The following is a 23,643-nucleotide window of genomic DNA, read 5'->3' on the forward strand; positions in this document are numbered from 1 at the left end:
ATAAGACATATCATATGAATAGTATGAAGAATAAGAAATCTTTCAGCACGGCGCGCACGTCACGGGTTGCCGTCGCGGTTTCCAGTGGTTCCACCGCGCTGCACGCGACCGTCGTCGAGCAGATCGGCTTGCGCATCGTCCAGGGCGACTTCCTGCCCGGCGAGGCCCTGCCCAATGCGGATGATTCCAGCGAGATGCTCGGTGTCAGCCGCACGGTATTGCGTGAAGCGATCAAGGTGCTGGCCGGCAAGGGGCTGGTCGAATCGCGGCCGAAGACCGGCACGCGCGTGCGTCCCCGCTCCGACTGGAATTTCCTCGACCCCGATGTGCTGTCATGGCGCTATGCCGGCGGCATCAGCACCGACGATGTGCGCGCGCTGTTCGAATTGCGCCGCGCCATCGAGCCGATGTCGGCCGCACTCGCCGCCCAGCGCGCCAACCCGGCTCAGATCGCCGAAATCCAAGCGGCACTCGCCGAAATGGAAGCGTTGAGCGACGATGGCGACCGCTTCGCCAAGCCCGATCTGGTGTTCCATCAGACCATCCTGCGCATGACCGGCAATGAGCTGATCGGCTCGCTGGCCGCACTGGTCGAAACCGCGTTGGTGATGAGCTTTCGCCTCTCCAACGACAATCCGGATGGACAGCGCCACTCCTTGCCGCTGCATCGCGAGGTCGCCGAGAAGATCGCCGCCGGCGACGCGCCCGGTGCGCAGAAGGCGCTGCTGGTGCTCATCGACAATGCCGAGGACGACGTGCGCCGCAGCGTCGAGAACCGCAACAAACGCCGCAACGACCGAGGCCAGCAATCGTGACCGACACCAAACGCAAACTGCGGTCCGAAGCCTGGTTCGGCGGTGAAGGCAAGAACGCCTTCATGCACCGCAGCTGGATGAAGAACCAAGGCATCCCGGCAGACGCCTTCGACGGCCGCCCGGTGATCGGCATCTGCAACACCTGGTCGGAATTGACCCCGTGCAACGCGCATCTGCGCGCCTTGGCCGATCACGTCAAGCGCGGCGTCTATGAGGCCGGCGGCCTGCCGCTGGAGTTTCCGGTGATGTCGCTGGGCGAGAGCAACATGCGCCCGACCGCCATGCTGTTTCGCAATCTGGTGAGCATGGATGTCGAGGAATCCATTCGCGGCAATCCCATCGACGGTGTGATCCTGCTGGTCGGTTGCGACAAGACCACGCCGGCGCTGCTGATGGGGGCTGCCTCATGCAACCTGCCGACCATCACCGTCTCCGGCGGGCCTATGCTCAACGGCAAGTTTCGCGGACAAGACATCGGCTCGGGCACGCATGTGTGGAAATTCGCCGAGGAGGTGAAAGCAGGGCGCATGCCGGTCGCCGACTTCCTCGCCGCCGAGCAAGGCCAGAGCCGGTCGGCGGGCAGCTGCATGACGATGGGCACGGCCTCGACCATGGCCAGCATGGTGGAAGCACTCGGCATCGGCATGCCGGACAATGCCGCGATTCCGGCGGTGGATTCGCGCCGCGGCGTGCTTGCCCAACTGGCCGGACGCCAGATCGTTGAGCTTGTTCGCCGCGACGTGACGATAGCGCAGATCCTCACCAGGCAAGCGTTCGAGAATGCCATCCGCGTCAATGGCGCGATCGGCGGTTCGACCAATGCGGTGCTGCACCTGATCGCCATCGCCAACCGGGTTGGTGTCGATCTCAGCCTCGAGGACTGGGACCGTCTTGGCCGCGACGTTCCGACGATTGTCGATCTGATGCCGTCGGGCCGATTCCTGATGGAAGACTTCTACTATGCCGGGGGGCTAGCTGCGGTCATGGCGTCGCTTGATGAAGTGGGGCTTCTTCATCGCGACGTCATGACCGTCAGCGACAAGACGATCGGTGAATTGATCGACGGCGCGCCCAACTACAACCGCGAGGTCATCCGTCCGCTGAGCGAGCCGCTGACCGAACAGGGCGGCATCTCGATCCTGCGCGGCAATCTGGCGCCCAACGGGGCCGTCATCAAGCCGTCCGCGGCGACGCCCGAGCTGATGCAGCATCGGGGCAAGGCTGTCGTCTTCGAGAACATCGAGCACTACTACGCCCGCATCGACGATCCGGAACTGGATATCGACGCCTCTTCGGTGATGGTGCTGAAGAACTGCGGACCACGCGGCTATCCCGGCATGGCCGAGGTCGGCAACATGCCGCTGCCGGCCAAGCTGCTCAAGCAGGGCGTCTCCGACATGGTGCGCATTTCGGACGCACGCATGAGCGGCACGGCCTACGGCACCGTCGTGCTGCATGTGGCGCCTGAAGCGGCGGCAGGTGGCGCGCTGGCACTGGTGCGCGACGGCGATCTCATCGAGCTCGACGTTGCCGGCCGCCGTCTGGAATTGCTGGTATCGGACGAGGAACTGGTGATCCGCCGTCGCGACTGGAAGCCCCCGGCGCCGCCCGAAGGCGGCTACCAGAGCCTCTATGTCGAGCGCGTTCTGCAGGCCGACAAGGGCTGCGATTTCGACTTTCTCGTTGGCCGGCGCGATGCCGGCATTCCCCGGCATTCCCACTAGAGGCGCGCGATGACGGATCTAATCGGCAGCTACGCGACCTATCCAAGCCTCAAGGGCCGCAGCGTCTTCATCACCGGCGGCGGCAGCGGCATCGGCGAAAGCCTGGTGCGCCATTTCTGCTCGCAAGGCAGCCGTGTGGCTTTCGTCGATCTGGCCGAGGAACCGTCCCGGCGGCTCGTCGATGCGATCGCCGCCGAAGGACATGACGCGCCGCTGTTCATTCCGTGCGATCTGCGCAATGTCGAAGAGCTGCAGGCGGCCACCGTGCAGGCAGCGCGGCACAATGGCCCGATCCAGGCGCTTTGCAACAATGCCGGCAATGACGACCGGCATCAGACCAAGGACGTCACGGTCGCCTATTGGGACGACCGCATGGCGGTCAATCTGCGCCACCAGTTCTTCGCGGCGCAGGCGGTGCGCCCGCAGATGAGTGCGCAGGGCGGCGGCTCGATCATCAATTTCGGCTCCATCACCTGGATGGTCGGCGATCCTGATTGCCCGGCCTATGTCACCGCCAAAGCCGCTGTCTACGGCATGACGCGGGCGCTGGCCCGTGAACTCGGCCCCGAGCGCATCCGCGTCAACTGCATGGTGCCTGGCTGGGTCATGACCGAGCGCCAGATGCGGCTGTGGCTGAATCCGGCCGGCGAGCGCCAGATCGCGGAAAGGCAGTGCCTGCCAGACCGGCTGCAGCCCTCCGATATCGCGCGCATGGCGCTGTTCCTCGCCGCCGACGACAGCCGCATGTGCACGAGCCAGCAGTTCATCGTCGATGCGGGTTGGGTGTAACCCGCACGGCTCCAAGGGAAGAAGGGTATTTCATGCGTCTTGTTCAGTTCAGAATGCCGGATGGCAGCAGGCGGGTCGGTCGTGTCTCCGATGACGGCAATCACCTGCATCCGCTCGAAAAGACTGCCAGCGTGCTGGACCTCGCCGAAGCGGCGATCGCCGAGGGTGCGTCCATTGCCTCGCTGGTCGAAAAGCGGACGGGCACCGCGACAATCGACTATGACGAGCTGTTGCGCGATGGGCGCGTGCTCGCCCCGCTGGACCACCCGGAGCCGGCGCGGTTCCTGGTCACCGGCACCGGCCTGACCCATACCGGAAGTGCCGCCGCGCGCAACCAGATGCATGTTCTGACCCATGGCGAAGGTGCCGAGGAATCCGATTCCTTGAAAATCTTCCGCATGGGGTTGGAGGGCGGCAAGCCCGGCGCCGGCAAGATCGGCATCCAGCCCGAGTGGTTCTTCAAGGGCGTCGGCACCTGCATTGTGCCGCCAGGTGCTGAGCTGCCGATGCCGGCATTCGCGAAAGCCGGAGCAGAGGAAGCCGAGATTGTCGGGCTTTACCTGAATGGTCCGGACGGCCATCCCCACCGCATCGGCTATGCACTCGGAAACGAATATTCCGACCACGTGACGGAGGGCGAGAACTATCTCTACCTCGCGCATTCCAAGCTGCGCTCCTGCTCGATCGGCCCCGAACTGCTGATCGGCGAGCTGCCGAACGAAGTGCGCGGCTATTCCCGCATCCTGCGCGACGGCACCGTCATCTGGGAGCAGGAATTCCTGTCGGGCGAGGCGCACATGTCGCACTCGATCGCCAACCTCGAACATTTCCATTTCCGCTACCCGATGCACCGCAGGCCGGGCGACCTGCACGCCTATTTCTTCGGGGCGGCGGTGATGAGCTACGCCTCCGGCGTCAAGACGGCTTCAGGCGACGAATACGAAATCCAGGCACAGACATTCGGCAAGCCGCTCCGCAACCGAATGGTGTCGGTGCCGGACGAGGGACTGGTCACCGTCACCCAGCTGTGACGGCAAAAGTCCGACAATTACGGTCCACCAGAACGACAATGGGAGATTAAAAATGGGACTGAAGAAAGCGTTTCTAAGACTGGCGACAATCGGGCTCGGCATCGGCCTGATGACATCGGCGGCACTGGCCGCGAACCTGCGGGTTCTGGCCTGGGACGGCTACGCCGACCCGGACTGGGTGAAGGATTTCACGGCCGCCACCGGCATCGGTGTCGATGTCGTCTTCATCGGCAGCGACGACGAGATCTGGGCCAAGATCAAGGGCAGCGAAGGGCAGGATTTCGATGTCTTCGCCGTCAACACCGCCCAGCTGCAGCGCTACATCAAGGCCGATCTGGTGTCGCCGATCGACATCACCAAGCTGCCCAACCAGAAAGAAGTGCTGCCGCGCTTCCGTGATCTGTCGCAGGTCAGCGGCGACACCAAGGACGGCAAGGTCTACGGCATTCCCTTCTGCTTCGATTCCATCGGACTGATCTACGACACCGACAAGGTCAAGCCGGCGCCGACTTCGATGTCGGTGCTCTGGGATCCGGCCTACAAGGGCAAGATCCTGGCCTACGACAATGGCGAACACAATTTCTCGTTCACCGCGCTGACGCTCGGCTACAAGGATCCGTTCAACCTCAATGAGGAGCAGATGGCGGCGGTCAAGGCCAAGCTGGTCGAGCTCAAGCGCAATGTGCTGAGCTTCTACACCACCGCCGACGAGGCGCAACAGATCTACCAGAACAATGATGTTGCCCTGATCTGGGCCAATTACGGCCAGCAGCAGGTCAAGGCACTGCAGAAGATCGGTGCCCACGTCGCCTACATCAATCCAAGCGAGGGCGCGCTGGCCTGGCTGGACAACTGGGTTATCTCCAAGGGCGTCCGCGACAATGCGGCGGCCGAGAAGTGGATCGACTTCATGCTGACGAAGAAGGTCAGCGGCGAGCTTTCCGAGCGCACCGGCTTCGGCAACACCGTGGTCGAGTCGAGCAGCGCCGGCAGCAACGACAAGCTGGTCTGGCTCAACAATGTCGAAGACCCGCTCAAGCGGTCGGATCTGTGGAACGAGGTCAAGGCGACGCCCTGATCCTTTCCGCACCTGATTTCGAAGGACCCGGCGGTCCGGACGTTCCGGACCGCCGCAGCGTATGCGAGACCATATCATGAACCAGAACACCGACCTGCTGACGCTGCGGTCCGTCTCGAAATCCTACGGCACGGTTCCCGTGCTGCACGACATCGACCTGTCGATCAAGGACGGTGAGTTCCTGACCGTGCTCGGGCCTTCGGGTTCAGGCAAGACGACCGTCCTGCGGCTGATCGGCGGGCTGGAGCCGCTGACGTCGGGCGAGATCCGCCTCGACGGCCAGGACATCAGCCGCATGCCGATCAACAAGCGGCCGTTCAACACCGTGTTCCAGGATTATGCGCTGTTCCCGCACATGACCGTTTCCGGCAATGTCGGCTACGGGCTTTCGGTGCGCCATATCCAGCGCACGGAGATTGCACGCCGTGTCGCCGAGGCGCTGGAACTGGTGCAGCTTGGTCGTTTCGCCGACCGCTTCCCGGCACAGCTTTCCGGGGGCCAGCGCCAGCGCGTCGCCCTCGCCCGCGCGCTGATCTGCCAGCCGCGCCTGATCCTGCTCGACGAGCCGCTCGCGGCACTCGACCTCGAATTGCGCCGGCAGATGCAGGAGTTCCTGAAATCCATCCAGCGCGAGATCAAGACCACCTTCCTGTTCGTCACCCATGACCAGGAGGAGGCGATCGGCATGGCCGACCGGATCTGCGTCATGCAGGCGGGGCATATCCGCCAGCTCGGCACGCCGCACGACCTCTACTACAAGCCGAATTGCGAGTTCGTGGCGCGCTTCTTCGGCGAGAACAATCTGGTGGCGGGGAAACTCGGTCCCGTCCAGGGCGACCTGCGATCGATCGAGACCGCGCTTGGGCGCCTTGTCTGTTCGATCAGCGGTCAGCCGCATTTGCAAGCCGCGCCAGATGGCGCCGCCGCCTTCGCGGCGTTCCGTCCCGAAGCCTTGCATCTTGCCGACGCCAAGGACAGCGGCAACCGCTTTTCCGGCACCATCGCGGACCTGGCCTTTGCCGGCTCGTCAACCGTCGCCACGATCACCTCGGGTGCCGACAATGCCGCGCAACGCCTACGGCTGCGCCTGCCGAGCCGGATCGGCGGCAGCGCGCTGAAATCCGGCGAAACGGTCTCGCTCTGCTTTGCGCCGCATGAAGGCCATCTGGTGCTGGCATGAGCGCGAACGCCTCGACCCCGGAAAGGCGTTTGTCGCTGCTGGTGACGGTGCTGGCCTTCGCCTTGCCTGTCATCTTCGTGCTCGTGCCGCTGGCGATCTTCCTGGTCTACAGCTTCTTCAGCGTCGACCAGGGCACGATCGTCTACGCGCCGACGCTCGGCAATTATGTCAGGTTCTTCACCGACCCGATCTTCCTGCCGGTGTTCTGGAACACCATCGTGCTGTGCTTGTCGGTGGCTGTCATCTGCATCCTGCTCGCCTATCCCGCCGCCTATTTCCTTACGACGCTGAAAGGACGGTGGCGCTACGCCCTGCTGATGCTGCTGCTGGTGCCGCTGCTGATGAGCTACGTCATCAAGATCTACGCGATCCGCAGCATCCTCGGCCTCAACGGCTTCCTCAACAAGGCGCTGGTGGCGCTCGGCATATTGCAGCAGCCGTCGACGCTTTTCGTTTTCAACATGAACGCCATCCTGCTGACGCTGAGCCTGCTTTTGATACCCTTCGCCATCCTGCCGATCTTCCTGTCGCTGGAGCGTATTCCCCAGACCTTGCTGCGCGCTTCCGACGATCTCGGCGCGAGCGGCCTGCAGACCTTCCTGCGCATCACCTTGCCGCTCAGCCTGCCCGGCGTCGCCTCGGCGGCGAGCTTCGTCTTCGTGCTGGCGATCGGCGACTTCCTGACGCCGCAGATGGTCGGCGGGATCAGCGGCTTCACATTCGGGCGCATCCTCTACAGCCAGTTCGGCACGGCCTATAACTGGCCGTTCGGCGCGGCACTGTCGGTGGCGCTGGCAATCGTGGTGATCTGCGCCATCCTCATGGGCGAACGGTTCGGACGCAACCGGGGGACGTCGATATGAGCGCCCTGCCCCGGCCCTCCACCATCTTCCTGGCCGCGATCACAACGCTGGTCGCGGTATTGCTCTACAGCCCGCTGTTCGTGCCGATCGTGTCGTCTTTCTTCACCATCTCGCATGGCGATGTCGACTGGTCGTCGCCCACCCTCTCGACCTATCGGGCGCTGGCCGGGAACGACGACATCCTGGCTGCCCTGCGCACCACGCTGATCGTCGGCGTCTGCACCGTCATCCTCTCGGTGGTCAGCGGAACGCTGCTGGCGCTGTACTATCACGGCCGCCGTTCGGGACGCTCGGTCCTGCAGTTCATCATCTTCCTGCCCTTCCTGATGCCGCCGATCATCAGCGGCCTGGCGCTGCTGATCTTCTTCCGCGAGATCGGCCTCGAGCGCTCGCTGCTGACGGTCGTCATCGGCCATACGGTCTTCGTGCTGGCGATCGTCTACCGAACCGTGCTGATGCGCCTCCAGTCGATGAGCCGCACGCTGGTCGAAGCGTCCTACGACCTCGGCGCCACCGGTTGGCAGACCTTCTGGCGCATCATCCTGCCGAACCTGTCGAGCGCGATGGTCGGCGGCGCCATCCTGGCCTTCGCGCTATCCTTCGACGAGACAATGATCACCATCCTGGTCACCGGCACGCAAAGCACGCTGCCGGTCAGGCTTTGGGCGATGATGCGGCTTGGCTTCTCACCCGACATCAATGCGCTGGTGGCACTGATCCTGATGTTCACCGTGCTGCTCTGCGTGCTCGCAGCCCGCTTCCTGATCCCCAGGCAGATGGCGACGGAACGCACCTGAGTTATCGAACACGCATCATCGTGCGAAGGCCGTGGGATCGAGATCGAAGACACGCCCCCGGTTAAGAATATTCTTCGGATCGAGCGCCATCTTCAGCCGCCGCATCGTGGCGATCTCGGTGTCGCTGCGAACCAGATGCAGCCACTGCTTCTTGTCTAGGCCGATGCCGTGCTCGGCCGAAACGCCACCGCCCGCCACCGCCACGCCGCAATAGACGATGCCGTAGGCCGCCGCCGGATCGACAGTGCGCACCTGATAATGCAGATTGCCATCGCCGAGATGGCCGAAGACATAGATGTCGGCATTGGGATCAAAGGCGCGGATCGCGGTCTCCGCTTCTTGCAGGAACGCCCCCATCCGAGCCAGCGGGATGCTGATGTCGACGCCGATCAGGCCTCTGATCGAAAACAGGACGCGATTGGCGTCCTCCCGCACGTCCCACAGCGCCCGGAATTCGCGCGGCGACTGAGAGACCACGACATCGTCGACCACGCCATCCTCGACCGCCTGCATCAGCACTTCCGCGAAGCGCTCGCTGTCGCGTTCGGGCTCGCTGCCCTGGATCTCGGCCAGCACATAGACCGGCGAGCCAGCCGGCAACGGCGCCGACATCGCCATGCTGCCAACCATGACGTCATAGAGCGGCCCGAAGTTGACCTCATAGGCGGACAATAAAGGGCCGAGCTTTTGCCGCAGCAGCCCAAGCAGGGCGATCGCCGCATCGAGCGAAGCGAGCGCGCAGAAGGCGTTCACCTCGGAGGCCGGCTTCGGGTGCAGCCTGAGTGCTGCACGGGTGACGACGCCGAGCGTCCCTTCCGCGCCGATGAAGAGCTGGCCGAGGTCGTAGCCGGAATTGTCCTTGGGCAGCCCCTTCAACGAGGACAGCACGCTGCCGTCGGCAAGCACGGCCTCCAGCCCCAGCACCTGCGCGCGGTACATGCCGTAGCGCAGCACACGGATGCCGCCGGCATTGGTGGCGATGTTGCCGCCGACCGTGGCCGAACCGCGCGCGCCGATATCGACGCCGAACATGAGCCCGGCACCATCGGCCGCCTCCTGCACCGCCTGCAGCGTGGCACCGGCTTCGGCGATGATGGTGGCGGCTTGAGCGTCCGGCGCGGCGAGGCCGCTCATGCGTTCCAGCGACAGCACGATCTCGCCCGGCTGGACACGCGTGCCGCCGGCCAGCCCGGTGCGTCCGCCCTGGACGACCACCGGCTGGCCGAGAGCGTTGCACCCGGCGAGTGCCGCCGCGACACCGACGGTGTCGCGCGGACGCAGCACCACTTCGGGCAGCACGCCAAGCTTGCCGTCTGGATCGTCGCGATAGCGTTGTTCGACATCGGAGCCGGCAAGCACGCCGCCCTCGCCCAGCCGATCGCCGAGCGCGGAGAGAAGTCGTTCCGTTTCAGGCGACATCGGGATCAGGCGCTTGCGTGGCGAAGCGCAGCGTCTGCATCCATTGATCGCACGGCCCGATGAGTCTTCGATCCGACACGCTCGCCATCCTTCAATTACCACCAGCCGATCCTATTCTTGAACGCTTGCCGTGCAAGCGATATCGGCCTGCCCCAGGCGATGCCGGCATCAAGTCGCGACAAGATGCGATTGATGCCGGAAGCAGTGTTTCAGCTTACTGGAGCTTGGCCTGCAGCGCGTTGACGTCGTCGGTGGTCATTTCGCCATCGGTCGTCACCTTGCCGTCGACGATCTTCCACAGCCGGAACGGGCCGGTGATGTCGCCATATTTGTCGAAGGCGACCGGGCCGATGACGCCTTCGTAGCGGATCGGCTTGCCGTCCTTGATCAGGCCGAGCGCCTTGGCGAACTCCTCCTTGCCGGCAAAGATCGGCGTGCCGGCCGGGTCGACCGCCTTGTACATGGCATCCTTGATCTTTGCCGGATCCTCGGAGCCGGCAATGGCGATGGCCAGCCCGACGATGGCGCCGGCATCATAGGAGCGGTCGGCCGCCGGGTTGGACGGCTCGATGCCGGAGAATGCCTTGTAGTTCTTGGTGAAATACTCGGTCGAAGCGGTCGGGCTGGTTCCCGACGACGTGCCATAGGCGTCCTTCAGATAGTCGGCGCCGACGGACTCGATGAAATCAGGGCTGTTCATGCCGTCATTGAGCAGGAATTTCTGCACGCCGCCCTGCGAAATCCAGGTGCGGGCGACGGTTGCGCCGTCGACCGGCGTGCTGACGAGATAGAGCCCGTCCGGCTCGCCGGCCATCGCCGCCGTCACTTCCGAGGCATAGCTCGACTGCTTCTCGTTGTAGGGCGTGTCGGAGACGATGGTGCCGCCGAGCGCTTTGTAGGCGCGCGAGAATTCGGCCACCATGTTGACGCCGAAGTCGTTGTTGACGTGGATGATCGACAGCTTCTTGAAACCCTTGTCGATGGCGTATTTGGCGGCGGCGACGCCCTGCAGCGCATCCGAGGTGATGGTGCGGAAGAAGATGCCGTTGGTCTTGCCGTCGCGGCCGAGCGCGGTCAGCGTCGGCGAAGAGGATGCCGGCGAAACCTGGACGATCTTGGCCGGTGCGGTGACCGAGGTCAGGATCGGGATCGACACCGAGGAGATGATACCGCCGATGATGACCGGCACTTTCTTGACTTGAACCAGCTGGGTTGCGGCGTCGACCGCGATATTGCCCTGGCTCTGGCTATCGCGCGTATCGGTCGCGAGGTCGCAGCCGCGGACACCGCCGGCTTCGTTGATGTCGCGGAAGGCCATTTCGACCGACTTGGCACCGGCCTGGCCGTATTCGCCGGCCGGGCCGGTCAACTCCATGACGAGGCCGACGATGATCTTGCAATCGGCGGCCTGCGCGGCACCCGCGATTGTGACGAGAGCGAGCGCGGTGGTGAGTTGGAGTATCGTCTTTCTCATTGTTGTTCCCCTTGAGTTGTCAGGCAATAATTTGATCTCTGGAGCCTCTTCAGCGTTCCGGCACCTGCAGCCAGGTTTCATGCAGATGCCGCCATTCGACACCGTTGGGCGCCGATGAACTGGTGGTGAAGACGGCGCTCGACTGGCGGCGGCTGTGCTTGCCGCCACGCAATTGCGCCTCGACGTAGAAGACGACAATCGTGTCCGCATCCTGCCAACCGGGCCGGATGTCCTCGATCGAAATGGCGAAGCCGTCATCGCACGTGGCGCGGCTGGAGCGGACATGATCGACGACAGCAGCGCGATCAAGCACGTTGCCGTCCGGCGCGACCATGCTGAAGCCGTCGCCCATGGCACGCTCGAAGCGCGTGAAATCCACGGTGTCAGCGCGCGCGGCGACGAACCAGTCGACGAAGAAGCGATGCAGGCCGACGACCTCGGCGCTAGCCTGCGAAAACAGCGTCGCGTTGGTGGCGCTCATGTGCGGCCTGCATTGAGATTGTAGTGCATGATCGAGCCGTGGCGGCCGTGGCGGTCACGCTCCAGCGTGTAGACGTCGCCCAGGGGGCCTCGGCCTTGCGCGATCACGGCCGCGATCTTGGCCCGGTCATCGACATCGAGCGCGACATCCATGATGCCCGCGTTGGCCAAGGCATGCGCCTGGTTACGGGCGCCGACGATAACCGCGGCGACTTGCGGCTGCCCCAGCACCCAGGCGCTGGCGATGGTGGCGATGTCGACACCGTGGCGATCCCCGACGGCCTTCAACGCCTGGAGCAGTTGCTGGAACAGGTCCCAGCCGCCGAAGTCGTCGATGATCAGCTTGTATTTGACAAGCGAGCGGTTTTCGAGCGGCGTGGCGGGTTCGGCCACGCCGAGCCACCTGTCACTGAGAAAGCCACCCGCCACCGAGCCGTAGCAAAGGAAGTGGACGCCGTTTGTCTTCGCAAGCGCGGCGAGGCTGTGAGCGGGCCGCTGGTCAAGCACGGAATATTGCAGCTGCTGGCTGACCAGCGGAATGCCGGCGGCGAGAATTTCGGCGAGCCGTGGCGTGTCGAAATTGGTGGTGCCGAGATTGCGCACCTTGCCCTCCCGGCGAAGCTCGTCGAGCCAGCCCATCGCATCGACATAACGAGGCTGGTCATAATCCCACCAGTGAAACTGCACGAGATCGAGACGCTCGGTCTTCAGCCGCCGCAGCGACTGGTCGACGATACCCCTGATGTAATCCCGGCTGATGCCGGTCAGCCTTTCGAGGTCGGGCACCAGCTTGGTGTGTACCTTCATCCTGGCCGCGACATCGAGGCCGCGTTCGCTGGCCAGCCGCAAGCGGGCGGCGCCGATCAGTTCCTCGACGCCGGTGTAGATGTCGGCGCAGTCATAGGTCCAGATGCCGGCGTCGAAGGTGGCGATCAGATCGGTCACCGCCTGGCTGTGGTCGATGGCCCCATGCCCACCAGCCAGTTGCCAGCCGCCGCGAATGACGCGGGAGATCGTGTAGCCTGGGCCGAGTTCGAAGGTCTTGGCGGTCATGTCTGCTCATTCTCCTTCGGCAGCGGTACGGCCGTGGTCTCGGCATGGCTGAACCGCCGTTTGCCGGTCCTGACGATCCGCAGCCGGCTGGCGCAATTGGGATCGGGACAGGCGATCTCGGCGTCCGAGGTCATCCAGTCATTTGGATGGGTTGGCCGCTGCTTTGCCGCCAGCAGCGGAAGCACGGCGGCAAGCGAGTAGATCGAGAAACCCTGCCCCGCCGGCATCGACAGCATCTCGCCCTTGAGTTCGAAATAGTCTCCGGCCTTGGCGCCGCAGTAGATCGGCTTGCCCTCGGGGATGACCGCCTCGACGCGAAGGTCGAAGAGTTCGAAACCGTCGTCGGCCATGTCAGGCCTCCACCAGGCTGAAGGTGATGTCGCAGGTGCCGTTGCGGCGGATCAGCCCGCATGCGGCGGCGAATTGGTCGCGCTCTTCGGCGCGCACTTGCGCCACCACGCTGCCGGCCAGCCAGCCGATCGGGAACAGAAGCCGCGCGCCCTGCCCATAGAACAGACCGATGTCGAAGATGGCATTGGGATTGCCGCCCCACATGCGCGGCGGCACATAGGACAGCACGATGTCGCCGGGCTGCGGCGTCAGCGTCGCGTTCTCCGCCGGCAATGGCCTGGCATAGGCTTGCCCCTCGATATCGGCAGCGGGAACCGGGCAGGAGATTTCCGGTCCTGTCCACATGGCGTGGATGCCCGGAACGACACGCGGCGTGTCGAGATATGCCTTGAGGAAGGCAGCGTTTTCCGGCGCCTTTTCGGGCAACATCAGCGCCGTGACGCCAAGCTTCGAGCGTGGCTCGGTTATTCTGATGGCGGTCATGTCTGATCTTTCGAGGCGGCCGATTGCAGCTTGCTGCGCAGGAAGGTGAAAGGCCGGCTGATGTCGGCGACCAGCGACTCGCGCGCTGCCTGTGCATCCTGCGTGGCCAGCGCCGTGACGATGCGGCGGTGATATTGGGCGGTGTCGACCTCGCCGGCCTCCGAGAATGCATAGATTGCGACGCGGATGCATGGCCCCGATTGCAGCCACAGGCTCTCGATCATCGGGATCAGCACCGCCGAGCCGCAGCAGCGATAGATCTCGAAATGAAAGCTCTGGTTAAGCGTCACTTCGCGATCGACATCCTTCTTGTGTTTCAGCGCCCGCATCTCGTCCCATTCGCCAAGAATGGTCTCGATGGTGGCGATCTGACGCGAACCCATGCGTGCGGCGGCCAGCGCGATCGCCTCACCCTCGATCAGGATGCGGGCCCGAAGGAGATCGTCGAGCCGTTCCAATGTGATCGGCGGCACACGCACCGAACGGTTGGGCAGCGCTTCGAGTGCCTTCTCCGTGATCAGCCGGCCAAGCGCCTCGCGCACCGGCATGGTCGACGTGACCAGCGCATCGGCAAGCCCACGGATGGTCAGCACCTGGCTCGGTTCGAACAGGCCGCCGATCAGGGCGCGGCGCAATTCCGAATAGACACGGTCCTGCACGGTTTCGCGGCCGACCGGAGCAAGCTGGGCAGCGATCGCCTCGTTGTTCTTTTCGATGGCAGCCTTTTGCATGGAATCCCGTTCTCGGCCGGTTTTCGGCTTGCGGTCGAAATTAAAGCCGAATAGCGTGATCAACGCAAGTGTGATCACAAATCAAAAACCAGGGGGCGGCAACGACCGTCTTCGGCCAGAGGGTTGATGAGCGAGGCAACGGAGCGCCAAGGGCAGGAGGCCCGTGCGTCGGTTCTGACAGCAAGCAACGTCGTCAGACGGTTCGGCGGCCTTGTCGCCGTCAACGATGTTTCGTTTGACGTCAAAGCGGGCGAGATCCTTGGCCTGATCGGACCGAACGGCGCCGGCAAGACAACGATGTTCGACCTGCTTGCCGGCAGTATTCTGCCTTCCAGTGGTGACATCCTTATCAACGGCGTGCGCGTCTCCGGCGAAGCCGCGCATCTGCGCATCGGCCGTGGCCTTGGCCGCACCTTCCAGATCCCGCGCCCGCTGCCCAATCTGACACTGATCGAAAACATCATGCTGGCCGCGCAGGGCCAGGCCGGCGAAAGGCTGCTCGCCAACTTCATCACGCCGTGGCGGGTGGCGGCGCAGGAAGTAGCGGCCAGGGCAAAGGCGCTGGACCTTTTGGAGCTCGTCACCCTCACCCATCTCGCGCATGAGCCGGCGCGTGTGCTGTCCGGTGGCCAGCGCAAGCTGCTGGAACTCGCCCGCGTCATGATGGCCGACCCGGCGATCATCCTGCTCGACGAACCGGCGGCCGGCGTCAACGCGACGCTGCTGGAAGTCATCATCGACCGCATCCGCGACATCAACGCGCGCGGCATCACCTTCCTGCTGATCGAACACAACATCGACATGGTGACGCGGCTTTGCCACCGCGTGCTGGTCATGGCGAGCGGCCAGTTACTCAGCGAAGGCACGGCGGAAGAAGTCGCCCGCGACCCGCGTGTCATCGAGGCCTATCTCGGGGGCACCGCATGAGCGAGATCGTCCTCGACGTGCGCGACCTCGAAGCCGGTTACGAACCTGGCGTGCCGATCGTGCGCGGCGCCTCGATCACTGTCCGCAAGGGCGAAATCGTCGTCGTCCTCGGCCCCAATGGCGCCGGCAAGTCGAGCTTCATCAAGGCGATCGCCGGCCTTGTCCCGATCACCGGCGGCGCGGTGTTCCTGGACGGCAAGGACATCACCGCCGCGCCGGCCCACACCATGGTGCGGCTTGGCCTTGCCTTTGTGCCGCAGACGGAAAACATCTTTCCGCTGATGTCGGTCGAGGACAATCTCAGGGTTGCCTGCGGCATTCTCGAGAGGCGCGAAATCCCCGGCCGCATCGACGAGATGTATGCCGCCTTTCCCGACCTCGTCCGCCAGCGCCGCACCGCCGCCGGGAATCTCTCGGGCGGACAACGCCAGATGCTTGCAGTCGCCCGGGCGCTGATCGTCCATCCCAAAGTGCTGGTGCTGGACGAGCCGTCGGCCGGCCTGTCGCCCAAGTTTGTCTCGATGGTGTTCGAGATGCTGGCCGGCATCCGCAAGTCCGGCGTCACCATCCTTTTGGTCGAACAGAACGCCAAGGCAGCACTTGCGATCGGCGACCGCGCCTATGTGCTGGTCGAAGGCAAGGACCGGCACCAGGGTGTTGCTTCCGAACTGTGGAACGATCCTGTGGTCGCCGAACTCTATCTCGGCCAGCGGCCCTCTCACGCCGGCAAGGGAGGCGCGGCATGAGCCTGCAATTTGTGGTCGACGGACTGCTGACCGGTTCGATGATCGGCCTTGGCGCCATCGGCGTGACGCTGACCTATTCGATCCTGCGCTTCTCGAATTTCGCCCATGGCGACTTCATGGCCTGGGGCACATATGCGACGCTGGCCGTCGTCAGCGCCATTGGTGCGACCTTCGGCAAGGTAGCCCCCATCGCGCCGCTGTCCTTCGGCTGGCCGCTCCTGGTTGCGCTGGTCGTCGGCATGGCCTTCACTGCGCTGCTGGCGCTGCTGCTCGACAGGGTGTTGTTTTCGCGGCTGCGCTCGCAAGGCCAGGCGATCATCGTTGTGATGGCGAGCTTCGGCGCCTCGATGGCGCTCAGAAGCCTGCTCGAATTCACCTTCACCTCGCGGCCGACTTATTTCAGCCGGGCGATCCAGATCGCCATGCCGGTCGGCTTCGGCATCCGCATCACCCCCGACCAGATCGCGCTCTTGCTGCTGACCGCCATACTCGTGCTCGGCGTGCATCTGTTGATGACGCGCACGCAGACCGGCCGCTCCATGCAGGCATTGAGTCAGAACCCAGCATTGGCCCGTATCGTCGGCATCGACGTCGCCGGCGTGGTGCGCGTCACCTGGATCATTGGCGGGGCGCTGGCCTGCGTCGCCGGCGTGATGATCGGCATCCTGGTGCAGATCCGCCCGTTCATGGGCTTCGACATGCTGCTGCCCATGTTCGCCGCGGCCATCCTCGGCGGCATCGGCAGCATTCCGGGCGCCGTACTCGGCGGCCTGATCATCGGGCTCGCCGAAGCCGGAGCGGTGCAATTGATCGGCGCCGAATGGCGCGCCGCCGTCTCCTTCATCATCCTGATGGCGGTGCTGTTCGTGCGGCCGATCGGCCTTTTCGGAGTTCGGGAAAGATGATCGATCTCATCGGTTACGGCGCCTTCTTCCTGACCACCGCACTGATCTTTTCGCTGGTCACGCTCGGACTCAATCTGCAGTGGGGGCTGACCGGGCTGTTCAATGTCGGCCTTGCCGGCTTCGTCGCCATCGGCGCCTACACCTCGGCCTTGCTGACCACACCGGATGATGCGGCACGGCTGGGTGGCTTCGGACTGCCGATCCTTGTCGGCTGGCTGGGGGCCATGGTTGTCGGCGGCATCGCCGCTGCCCTCACCGGCATGGCGACATTGCGGCTCAGATCCGACTATCTGGCGATCACCACATTCGGCGTCGCCGTCGTTGTGCAACTGGTCGCGCTCAACGCGCAGAAGCTCACTGGCGGGCCGTTCGGCATCGGCTTCATCCCGCGCCCCTTCGGCGGCCTTGCCGAGACGCCGCTGCTGTTCAACCTGTCGAACCTTGCCGTCGTCTGCGTCGTGACGCTGATCGCCTATCTCGCACTGGAGCATCTGTCGCGCAGCCCGTGGGGACGCGTGCTGAAGGCGCTGCGCGAGGACGAGCGAGCGGCGATTTCGCTCGGCAAGAGCGCGCGCTTCTACCGCGTCCAGGCCTTTGCCGTCGGCGGCGCCATCATGGCGCTGGCAGGCGCGTTGCAGGCGCATTTCACCGGCTTCATCGCGCCGGACAATTATTTGCCGATCCTGACCTTCCAGGTGTGGGTGATGCTGATCGTCGGCGGCTCGGGCAGCAATCTCGGCGCCGTCATCGGCAGCATCCTGGTGTGGGGGATATGGGCCGGATCGGGCACGCTGACCAGCGTTCTGTTTGCGCCCGAGCAGCAGGCGCGCGCCGCCTCACTGCAGATCGTCGCCATCGGCGTCATGCTCTGCGTCATCCTGCTGATCCGGCCGAACGGGCTGTTCGGCGACAGGCCACGGCGGCCACGCCTGGACAAGCGGGCGAAGGCGGTCGCGACAAAGGGCAGTTCCGGCTCATGAACGCCGTGACCCGGCAGGAGGCACGGGGCATTTCGCTCTGGCACGCTGTCAGCCGCGACCGCCGCCAGCGGTCGCCATTACAGGGCGAGATCGATGCGGACCTTGCCATTGTCGGCGGCGGTTTTTCCGGCCTCTCGACCGCATTGCACGCCGCCGTGAAAGGGCTTTCCGTCGCCGTCCTGGAAGCCGAAATCATCGCCTGGGGCGCTACCGGCCGGAATGCCGGCTTCATCGTGCCCAACTTCGCCAAGATGGACCCGGACAGCATCCTTGCGCATCTCGGCCCCGAGCGTGGTGAACGCCTGATCGACTTTGCCGCCGGCAGCGCCGACCTCGTCTTCGGCCTGATCCGGCGGCACGGCATCGACTGCGACGCCGTGCAGAACGGCTGGATCCAGCCGGCGCATTCAGCGGCAGCTTTCGAAAAGGTCAAATCGCGCGCCGGGCAATGGGTACGGCGCGGCCGACCAGCCGTTACCTTGGATCGGCAGGACGTCGGGGCGCTGACGGGCGCGCGCGGCTATGTCGGCGGCTGGATGGATCGTTCGGGCGGCGTGCTCAATCCAGTAGCTTATGCGCGCGGGCTCGCCGATGCGGCCGAGAACGCTGGCGCGAGGATCTTCGAACGAACGCGCGTCACCTCGATCGATCGCGTGGCCGATGGCTGGTCGCTGAAGACGCCATCAGGCTCGGTGCGTGCCGGCAAGGTGCTGGTCGCCACCAACGCCTATGGCGGGCCGCTCGATCCGTTGCTGCAACAGACCTATATTCCGCTGAAGGTCTTCCAGATCGCAACCGGGCCACTGCCGCGCGATGTGCGCATACGTCTGCTCCCCGGCGGGCAAGGCGTCGGCGACACCAGGCGCAATCTCTTCACCTTCCGCTTCGATGCCGAGAACCGGTTGATTAGCGGCGGCATGCATATTCTGAACGCCGGCGCCGATACGCGCGTGCCGCGAGCGATCTGGCGGCGGCTCGCCCGACATCTCGATTTGCCGGACCTGCCGCCGCTTGCCTATGGCTGGTCTGGAGTGGCCGCCGTGGAACCGGATTTCCTGCCGCACCTTCTGGATCTTGGACCAGGGCTGATCGCCGGTCGCGCCTGCAACGGACGTGGCATTGCCATGACGACGGCGATGGGCAAGGTGCTGGCCGACTGGGCCTCCGGAACCGAGGCGCGTGATCTGCCGCTGCCCTTTGCGCCGCCGGCACCGATCCCCTTCCACGCTTTGCTGCGGCACGCGCCTAACATGCTGCTTGGCTGGAGCATGCTGCGCGACCGGCTGGACGAGGCCGGATAAGGCAATCACGCCCGGTCTGCGGACGATCGATCGGTCGTGCGAAGATTTTCGGCGAGAATCGCGGCCGCCACGGCGATGTCCTCTTCGAGGAATGCTCGAACGTCAGGGCCATTGCGCTGCTCCAATGCGGCAACAATCCTTCGATGCGCGTCGTTCGACTGCGGAATGTAGCGATCGGCCTGCATCAACAGCTTGAGATACGGCCCGACCCGGCCCCAGAGATCGCGGATCATGTTCAACAGGATCGGCGCACCGGCATGCTGGTAGATGGCGAAGTGAAACGCCTCGTTCAGCGCGAGATAGGCCCTGGCGTCGCCAGCCTCGATGGCGCCCTGCATGCCGGCGAGTGTGGCCTGTATGTCGGCCAGCCCGCCTTCGGCGATCCGCGACCCCGCCATCTCGCCCGCCAGCCCCTCGACGGCGATGCGGATGCGCGTCAGTTCCTCGAAGGCAGGCACGGATAGCAAGGGCACGATGACCGAGCGGTTGTTCTGCATCTCGAGCAGCCGCTCGGCGACCAGCCTTTGCAATGCCTCCCGGATGGGCGTCGTCGAAATGCCGAAGGTCTCGGCGAGCTTGCGGATGACCAGCGTCTGGCCTGGGCTGAAGCCGCCTGAAATCAATTCCTGCTTGAGCGCGCTGTAAGCGCGGTCATTGAGGGTTTGATGTTCGAGCTTCAGCATGCGCGCCGCGCTCCGATCACCAGTTCGACAAAGCGCGATCGAGCGTCTCGGCCAGTTGCTCGGCATTGTCCCTGGCAAATGGCAGCGGCGGCCTGATCTTCAGCACATTGCCGCGCGGACCGCAGGACGAGATCAGCACACCATCCTCGCGCATGGCTTCGACGACCGCGGATGTCTTGCTCGCGGCCAGCGCGTCCTCGCCGTCGGCAGTCAGTTCGACGCCGAAATAGAGGCCGTCGTGCCTGACATCGCCAACCATGCCGTGCCGGCCCTGCAGCGCGCGCAACAGGTCGCCGGTATAGGCGCCGACATTGCGTGCATTCTCGATCAAACCCTCGCCGTCGATCACCTCGAGCACGGCAATGCCGACGGCGGCCGCGACCGGATTGCCGCCGAAGGTGTTGAAGTAGCCGGTGTTGGAGCCGAAGGATGAAACAAGCCGCGGCCGCACCAGCACCGCGCCCATCGGATGGCCGTCGCCGATCGGTTTGCCCATGGTGACGATGTCGGGCTCGAGGCCATAATTGGCAAAACCCCACATGCCCTGGCCAAGCCGGCCGAAGCCGGACTGTACCTCGTCGGCGATGACGATGCCGCCGGCGTTCCTGACGTGATCCGCCGCCTCGTGCATGACAGCCGCATCGGGGAAGAAAATACCATCGCTGGAGAAGGCCGAGTCGAGCAGCAGCGCCGCCGGACGGATGTTCTGCGCACGCATGTCCTCGATGGCGGCCGCGACATTCCTGGCAAAATCGCGTGCGGCGCGGCCATGGTCGCGGAACGTGTCGGGCGCCGGCACGGTCCGGTGGTGCACGGGCACGCCCTTGGCGCCGACCGCGGCAGGCGACAGCTGCGCGGTGGCGATCGTTGCACCGTGATAGGCGAAGTCGGTGATGATGACGCCGCTGTTGCCGGTGGAATGCTGGGCGATGCGGATCGCGAGATCATTGGCCTCGCTTCCGGTGCAGGTGAACATGGCGTGGCCAAGATGGGCCGGAACGGTGCCGAGCAGTTTTTCCGCGTAGTCGAGGATGATCTCGCTCAAGTAGCGCGTGTGCGTGTTGAGCGTGGCGGCCTGCCCCGACAGCGCCTCGACGACGCGCGGATGGCAGTGCCCGACCGAGGCGACATTGTTGTAGGCGTCGAGGAATTTGCGCCCCTGCGCATCGTAGAGCCAGACCCCGCTGCCGCGCACCAGATGGATTGGATTGCGGTAGAAGGCGCGGTAGGTCGGCCCAAGCAATCTGGCGCGGCGCTCGAGCAGGGCTTGCTCGGATGCCGTCGGTACGGCATTTGCAGGATATGGCGAGGACTGGGACACGAGCATCTACTCCGGATTGGAATGATCTAGAAAAAAACGGCGGGCATCCGCGGACGACAGCCCATCGAGCCGTTCGAGCGAGGCCCAGACCTCGGTGATGAGGCGCAGCACATAGTCGCGCTTGGCCGGGAACCGTTCGGCCTGCCAGCTGGCGATGTTGGCGATGAGCGCAAGGCGGGCACGGATCAGATCGAAAAGGATGCCGATCTCTTCGGCCTCCAATGGCTGGACCGACTGGTAGCCGGCGACGAAGCGCGCGGCGGGCGCCAGCGGATGCCCCTCCGCCGGCCAGCGGTAGACGGCGCCGATGGCAAGGTCACAGATCAGCGGCGAATGGATCATGTCGCCGAAATCGAGGATGCCGGTCACGACCTCCGGCCGCGAAGCGTCCATCACCACATTGTAGGAATTCATGTCGTTGTGCACGATCTGGGCGCGCAGGCTCGGGATGACCGGCGCCGCATGCGCCTCGAAGACATCCATCACACGCTCGACCATGGCCCGATGGCCGGCATCGGCGATATGCGCCAGCATCGGCCGTGTCTTGGCGACCTTGCGAATATCCCAGAGCAGGTCGCTGCCGGCTGCCGGATGGAAGAAGCCGCGCAGTGCCCGGCCAAGGCGGGCGAGGAAGATGCCGAGATTGCGATCCTGTGCGGTTGACGTTGGCGAGCGCGACAGCAACTGGCCGGGCAGATAGGTGACCAGCCGGATGATGCGGGGCGCCGATCCGCCGACATTGACCGTGAACTGCGCTTCGCCTTCCAGGCTCTTGCGCACCGAGGGAACCGGCAAGGTCGGGTCGACGGCAAGGATGTGGTCGAGTGCCCTGTTCTGGAAGTCCGTGAAGCCAGCCTCCTCGGCCGGGTGGGACAGCTTCAGGACGAACTCGCCATCGCCTTCGGTCTGGATGTGGAAATTGTGGTCGCGTTCGCCCGGCAACGGACGCGCGCTGCCGATGAGGCCATAGTGCCGGCGCAAGATGGCAAGCGCGTCGGCGATCGAAACGTCAGGCGCGTCCTCGGCGAGCGTTTCACCGAAACCGTCGGGCACGGCTGCATTCATGCGCTCACCTCCGGATCGATGGGCTCGAGACCACACCAGTCGGCGATGAACAGCGCGATGGTCTGGGTGACCTTGCGCACCGAATCGAGATCCACGGCCTCGTCATAACCATGCGGCATCCGGCAGATCGGGCCATAGACGATCGCCGGCGTGTCGGCATAGAGGCCGAAGAAGCGCGCATCCGTCGTTGCCGAGGTGACGTGTTCCGTCAGCGGCTCGCCCCAAACGGCGACATGGCTGCGGCGCAGCACGGCTTCCATCTCGTCGGCGCCCTCCAGCACATAGCCCTCGGCCATGAAGCCGTTATAGGTCATCTTGGGCGGACGATTGGCCAGGAATGGATCGGCACGGGCCGCATCGGCGATGCAGGCTTCGAGCTCGGCCCTGGCATCTTCGAGCTTCTGCCCGGGATAGGTCGCGACTCGCATCTCGAAGACACAACGCGCCGGAACGCTCGATGTCCATTCGCCACCTTCGATCTTGCCGAGATTGAAGCGGATCGGATGCGGGTGATTGCAGAAATGCGGATCATCGACCTTGCGCGCATTCCAGACGATTTCGAGCTGCTTCAGTGCCTGGATGATGACGAAGGCTTTTTCGATGGCGTTGGCGCCGGCCGAGAAAGCGCCCGAGGCATGCTGCGGATCACCGTCGACCTCGACCCTGAACCAGATCGGTCCGACCTGCGCGCGCATCAATCGCGGTTCCAGCGGTTCGGGAATGAAGGCGGCATCGGCGCGGTAGCCGCGCTGCAGGCAGGCAAGCGCGCCATTGCCGGTGCACTCTTCCTCGACCACCGACTGCAGGAACACGTTCGCGGCCGGCTGATAGCCGAGGCTGCGCAAGGCGGCCAGCGCGTAAAGACAAGCCGACAGGCCGGCCTTCATGTCACCGGCGCCGCGGCCATGCATCCAGCCATCCTCGATGGCCGGATCGTAGGGATCGCGCACCCAGCGGTCGAGCGGCCCCGTCGGTACCACGTCTATATGGCCGTTGAGGATCAGCGAGCGGCCGGTGGCGTTTCTCGGCGTGTGGGTGGCAACGACATTGAAGGCGTCATCGTAGGACACCGCGACGGGAGAAAACCCGGGCAGGTCGCGGATAGCATCGACATCGACACGCCACATATCGACTGCATAACCATCGGCCTCATAGGCCGCCGCCATGAAGGATTGCGCCGCATGCTCCTCGCCGCGTTGGGAGGGAAAGCGCACGAGATCCGCCAGAAATGCGACCTGAAGCGCGAAGCCGTCATCGACCGCGCGCAAAATGGCTTCGTCGGCAATTCGTTCTGGCATGATATTCCGCTTTCTCGTGAATGGTGTATCATATCTCATATGCCATTTCCTGGAAAAGCAAAGAGACAGGTCGAGCCAAAACTATGGCCCAACCCGGGAACCTCTTGGCAGGCGGGCTCAGAGTTGGCATCAGCTTCCTGCATGCCTGC

Annotated in this window: 24 protein-coding genes; 13 read left to right on the forward strand and 11 right to left on the reverse strand. The window is 64.4% G+C overall.

Annotated elements, in window-relative coordinates:
* Positions 1 to 23 precede the first annotated feature (23 nt).
* The 8 genes from FJ977_RS05685 (at position 24) to FJ977_RS05720 (ending at position 8,277) form a co-directional block, all read left to right on the forward strand.
* On the forward strand, positions 24 to 815 hold the full coding sequence (locus FJ977_RS05685; protein WP_140769315.1) for a FadR/GntR family transcriptional regulator: 792 nt from the start codon (positions 24 to 26) through the stop codon (positions 813 to 815).
* A complete protein-coding gene (locus tag FJ977_RS05690; protein WP_140769316.1) occupies positions 812 to 2,539 on the forward strand; it encodes an IlvD/Edd family dehydratase in 1,728 nt (575 codons plus the stop codon). Before FJ977_RS05685 ends, FJ977_RS05690 begins: the two co-directional genes overlap by 4 nt.
* A gap of 9 nt (positions 2,540 to 2,548) precedes the next feature.
* Positions 2,549 to 3,328, forward strand: a complete 780-nt coding sequence (locus FJ977_RS05695; protein ID WP_140769318.1) for an SDR family oxidoreductase — start codon at positions 2,549 to 2,551, stop codon at positions 3,326 to 3,328.
* A 32-nt stretch (positions 3,329 to 3,360) separates the two neighbouring features.
* Positions 3,361 to 4,359, forward strand: coding sequence for an AraD1 family protein (gene araD1 / locus FJ977_RS05700; protein WP_140769319.1), 999 nt, complete (start codon positions 3,361 to 3,363; stop codon positions 4,357 to 4,359).
* A 52-nt stretch (positions 4,360 to 4,411) separates the two neighbouring features.
* Positions 4,412 to 5,437, forward strand: a complete 1,026-nt coding sequence (locus FJ977_RS05705; protein WP_140769321.1) for an ABC transporter substrate-binding protein — start codon at positions 4,412 to 4,414, stop codon at positions 5,435 to 5,437.
* Between the two features lie 76 nt (positions 5,438 to 5,513).
* Positions 5,514 to 6,617, forward strand: a complete 1,104-nt coding sequence (locus FJ977_RS05710) for an ABC transporter ATP-binding protein (protein ID WP_140769322.1) — start codon at positions 5,514 to 5,516, stop codon at positions 6,615 to 6,617.
* The gene (locus FJ977_RS05715; protein WP_140769324.1) at positions 6,614 to 7,480 is read left to right on the forward strand and encodes an ABC transporter permease; all 867 of its coding nucleotides are present in this window, start codon (positions 6,614 to 6,616) and stop codon (positions 7,478 to 7,480) included. The genes FJ977_RS05710 and FJ977_RS05715 overlap by 4 nt, the downstream gene beginning before the upstream one ends.
* Positions 7,477 to 8,277, forward strand: a complete 801-nt coding sequence (locus tag FJ977_RS05720) for an ABC transporter permease (protein WP_140769326.1) — start codon at positions 7,477 to 7,479, stop codon at positions 8,275 to 8,277. The genes FJ977_RS05715 and FJ977_RS05720 overlap by 4 nt, the downstream gene beginning before the upstream one ends.
* Positions 8,278 to 8,292: 15 nt before the next feature.
* On the opposite strand, the gene FJ977_RS05725 is transcribed toward FJ977_RS05720, so the two are convergent.
* The 7 genes from FJ977_RS05725 to FJ977_RS05755 form a co-directional block, all read right to left on the reverse strand.
* Positions 8,293 to 9,696: an FAD-binding oxidoreductase gene (locus FJ977_RS05725; protein WP_140769328.1), complete on the reverse strand. Its 1,404-nt coding sequence runs from the start codon at positions 9,694 to 9,696 to the stop codon at positions 8,293 to 8,295.
* A 214-nt stretch (positions 9,697 to 9,910) separates the two neighbouring features.
* On the reverse strand, positions 9,911 to 11,170 hold the full coding sequence (locus FJ977_RS05730) for an ABC transporter substrate-binding protein (RefSeq protein ID WP_140769330.1): 1,260 nt from the start codon (positions 11,168 to 11,170) through the stop codon (positions 9,911 to 9,913).
* 49 nt (positions 11,171 to 11,219) lie between these two features.
* The gene (locus tag FJ977_RS05735) at positions 11,220 to 11,651 is read right to left on the reverse strand and encodes a DUF4440 domain-containing protein (RefSeq protein ID WP_140769332.1); all 432 of its coding nucleotides are present in this window, start codon (positions 11,649 to 11,651) and stop codon (positions 11,220 to 11,222) included.
* Positions 11,648 to 12,703 carry an aldo/keto reductase gene (locus FJ977_RS05740; RefSeq protein WP_140769334.1) on the reverse strand — a complete coding sequence of 352 codons (1,056 nt, stop codon included), beginning with the start codon at positions 12,701 to 12,703 and terminating at the stop codon, positions 11,648 to 11,650. Before FJ977_RS05740 ends, FJ977_RS05735 begins: the two co-directional genes overlap by 4 nt.
* Positions 12,700 to 13,053 (reverse strand): TIGR04076 family protein, encoded by a 354-nt coding sequence (locus tag FJ977_RS05745; protein ID WP_056564617.1) that lies wholly within the window; start codon positions 13,051 to 13,053, stop codon positions 12,700 to 12,702. The genes FJ977_RS05740 and FJ977_RS05745 overlap by 4 nt, the downstream gene beginning before the upstream one ends.
* A gap of 1 nt (position 13,054) precedes the next feature.
* Positions 13,055 to 13,537, reverse strand: coding sequence for a DUF3830 family protein (locus FJ977_RS05750; RefSeq protein WP_140769336.1), 483 nt, complete (start codon positions 13,535 to 13,537; stop codon positions 13,055 to 13,057).
* The gene (locus FJ977_RS05755; RefSeq protein WP_140769338.1) at positions 13,534 to 14,268 is read right to left on the reverse strand and encodes a GntR family transcriptional regulator; all 735 of its coding nucleotides are present in this window, start codon (positions 14,266 to 14,268) and stop codon (positions 13,534 to 13,536) included. Before FJ977_RS05755 ends, FJ977_RS05750 begins: the two co-directional genes overlap by 4 nt.
* A 126-nt stretch (positions 14,269 to 14,394) precedes the next feature.
* Here FJ977_RS05755 and FJ977_RS05760 point away from each other — a divergent pair, with 126 nt between their 5' ends.
* From FJ977_RS05760 to FJ977_RS05780, 5 genes are read left to right on the forward strand one after another with little or no spacing between them, the layout of a single operon-like run.
* Positions 14,395 to 15,195: an ABC transporter ATP-binding protein gene (locus FJ977_RS05760; RefSeq protein WP_140769340.1), complete on the forward strand. Its 801-nt coding sequence runs from the start codon at positions 14,395 to 14,397 to the stop codon at positions 15,193 to 15,195.
* On the forward strand, positions 15,192 to 15,941 hold the full coding sequence (locus FJ977_RS05765) for an ABC transporter ATP-binding protein (protein ID WP_140769342.1): 750 nt from the start codon (positions 15,192 to 15,194) through the stop codon (positions 15,939 to 15,941). The genes FJ977_RS05760 and FJ977_RS05765 overlap by 4 nt, the downstream gene beginning before the upstream one ends.
* Positions 15,938 to 16,846, forward strand: a complete 909-nt coding sequence (locus tag FJ977_RS05770; RefSeq protein WP_140769344.1) for a branched-chain amino acid ABC transporter permease — start codon at positions 15,938 to 15,940, stop codon at positions 16,844 to 16,846. Before FJ977_RS05765 ends, FJ977_RS05770 begins: the two co-directional genes overlap by 4 nt.
* Positions 16,843 to 17,826 carry a branched-chain amino acid ABC transporter permease gene (locus FJ977_RS05775; RefSeq protein WP_181179614.1) on the forward strand — a complete coding sequence of 328 codons (984 nt, stop codon included), beginning with the start codon at positions 16,843 to 16,845 and terminating at the stop codon, positions 17,824 to 17,826. Before FJ977_RS05770 ends, FJ977_RS05775 begins: the two co-directional genes overlap by 4 nt.
* On the forward strand, positions 17,823 to 19,127 hold the full coding sequence (locus tag FJ977_RS05780) for an FAD-dependent oxidoreductase (RefSeq protein ID WP_140769346.1): 1,305 nt from the start codon (positions 17,823 to 17,825) through the stop codon (positions 19,125 to 19,127). The genes FJ977_RS05775 and FJ977_RS05780 overlap by 4 nt, the downstream gene beginning before the upstream one ends.
* A 5-nt stretch (positions 19,128 to 19,132) precedes the next feature.
* Here FJ977_RS05780 and FJ977_RS05785 read toward each other — a convergent pair whose 3' ends face one another.
* The 4 genes from FJ977_RS05785 to FJ977_RS05800 are packed head-to-tail and all read right to left on the reverse strand — an operon-like array spanning position 19,133 to position 23,494.
* The gene (locus tag FJ977_RS05785) at positions 19,133 to 19,810 is read right to left on the reverse strand and encodes a GntR family transcriptional regulator (protein ID WP_140769348.1); all 678 of its coding nucleotides are present in this window, start codon (positions 19,808 to 19,810) and stop codon (positions 19,133 to 19,135) included.
* Positions 19,811 to 19,826: 16 nt separating this feature from the next.
* Complete coding sequence (locus tag FJ977_RS05790) at positions 19,827 to 21,137, reverse strand: aspartate aminotransferase family protein (RefSeq protein ID WP_181179615.1); 1,311 nt, start codon at positions 21,135 to 21,137, stop codon at positions 19,827 to 19,829.
* Positions 21,138 to 22,196, reverse strand: a complete 1,059-nt coding sequence (locus FJ977_RS05795) for a phosphotransferase (protein WP_140769350.1) — start codon at positions 22,194 to 22,196, stop codon at positions 21,138 to 21,140. It lies immediately after the preceding gene.
* Positions 22,193 to 23,494, reverse strand: coding sequence for an ArgE/DapE family deacylase (locus FJ977_RS05800; RefSeq protein ID WP_181179617.1), 1,302 nt, complete (start codon positions 23,492 to 23,494; stop codon positions 22,193 to 22,195). The genes FJ977_RS05795 and FJ977_RS05800 overlap by 4 nt, the downstream gene beginning before the upstream one ends.
* Between the last annotated feature and the right edge of the window lie 149 nt (positions 23,495 to 23,643).

Origin of the sequence: Mesorhizobium sp. B2-1-3A (assembly GCF_006442655.1) — a bacterium.
Lineage (GTDB): Bacteria > Pseudomonadota > Alphaproteobacteria > Rhizobiales > Rhizobiaceae > Mesorhizobium.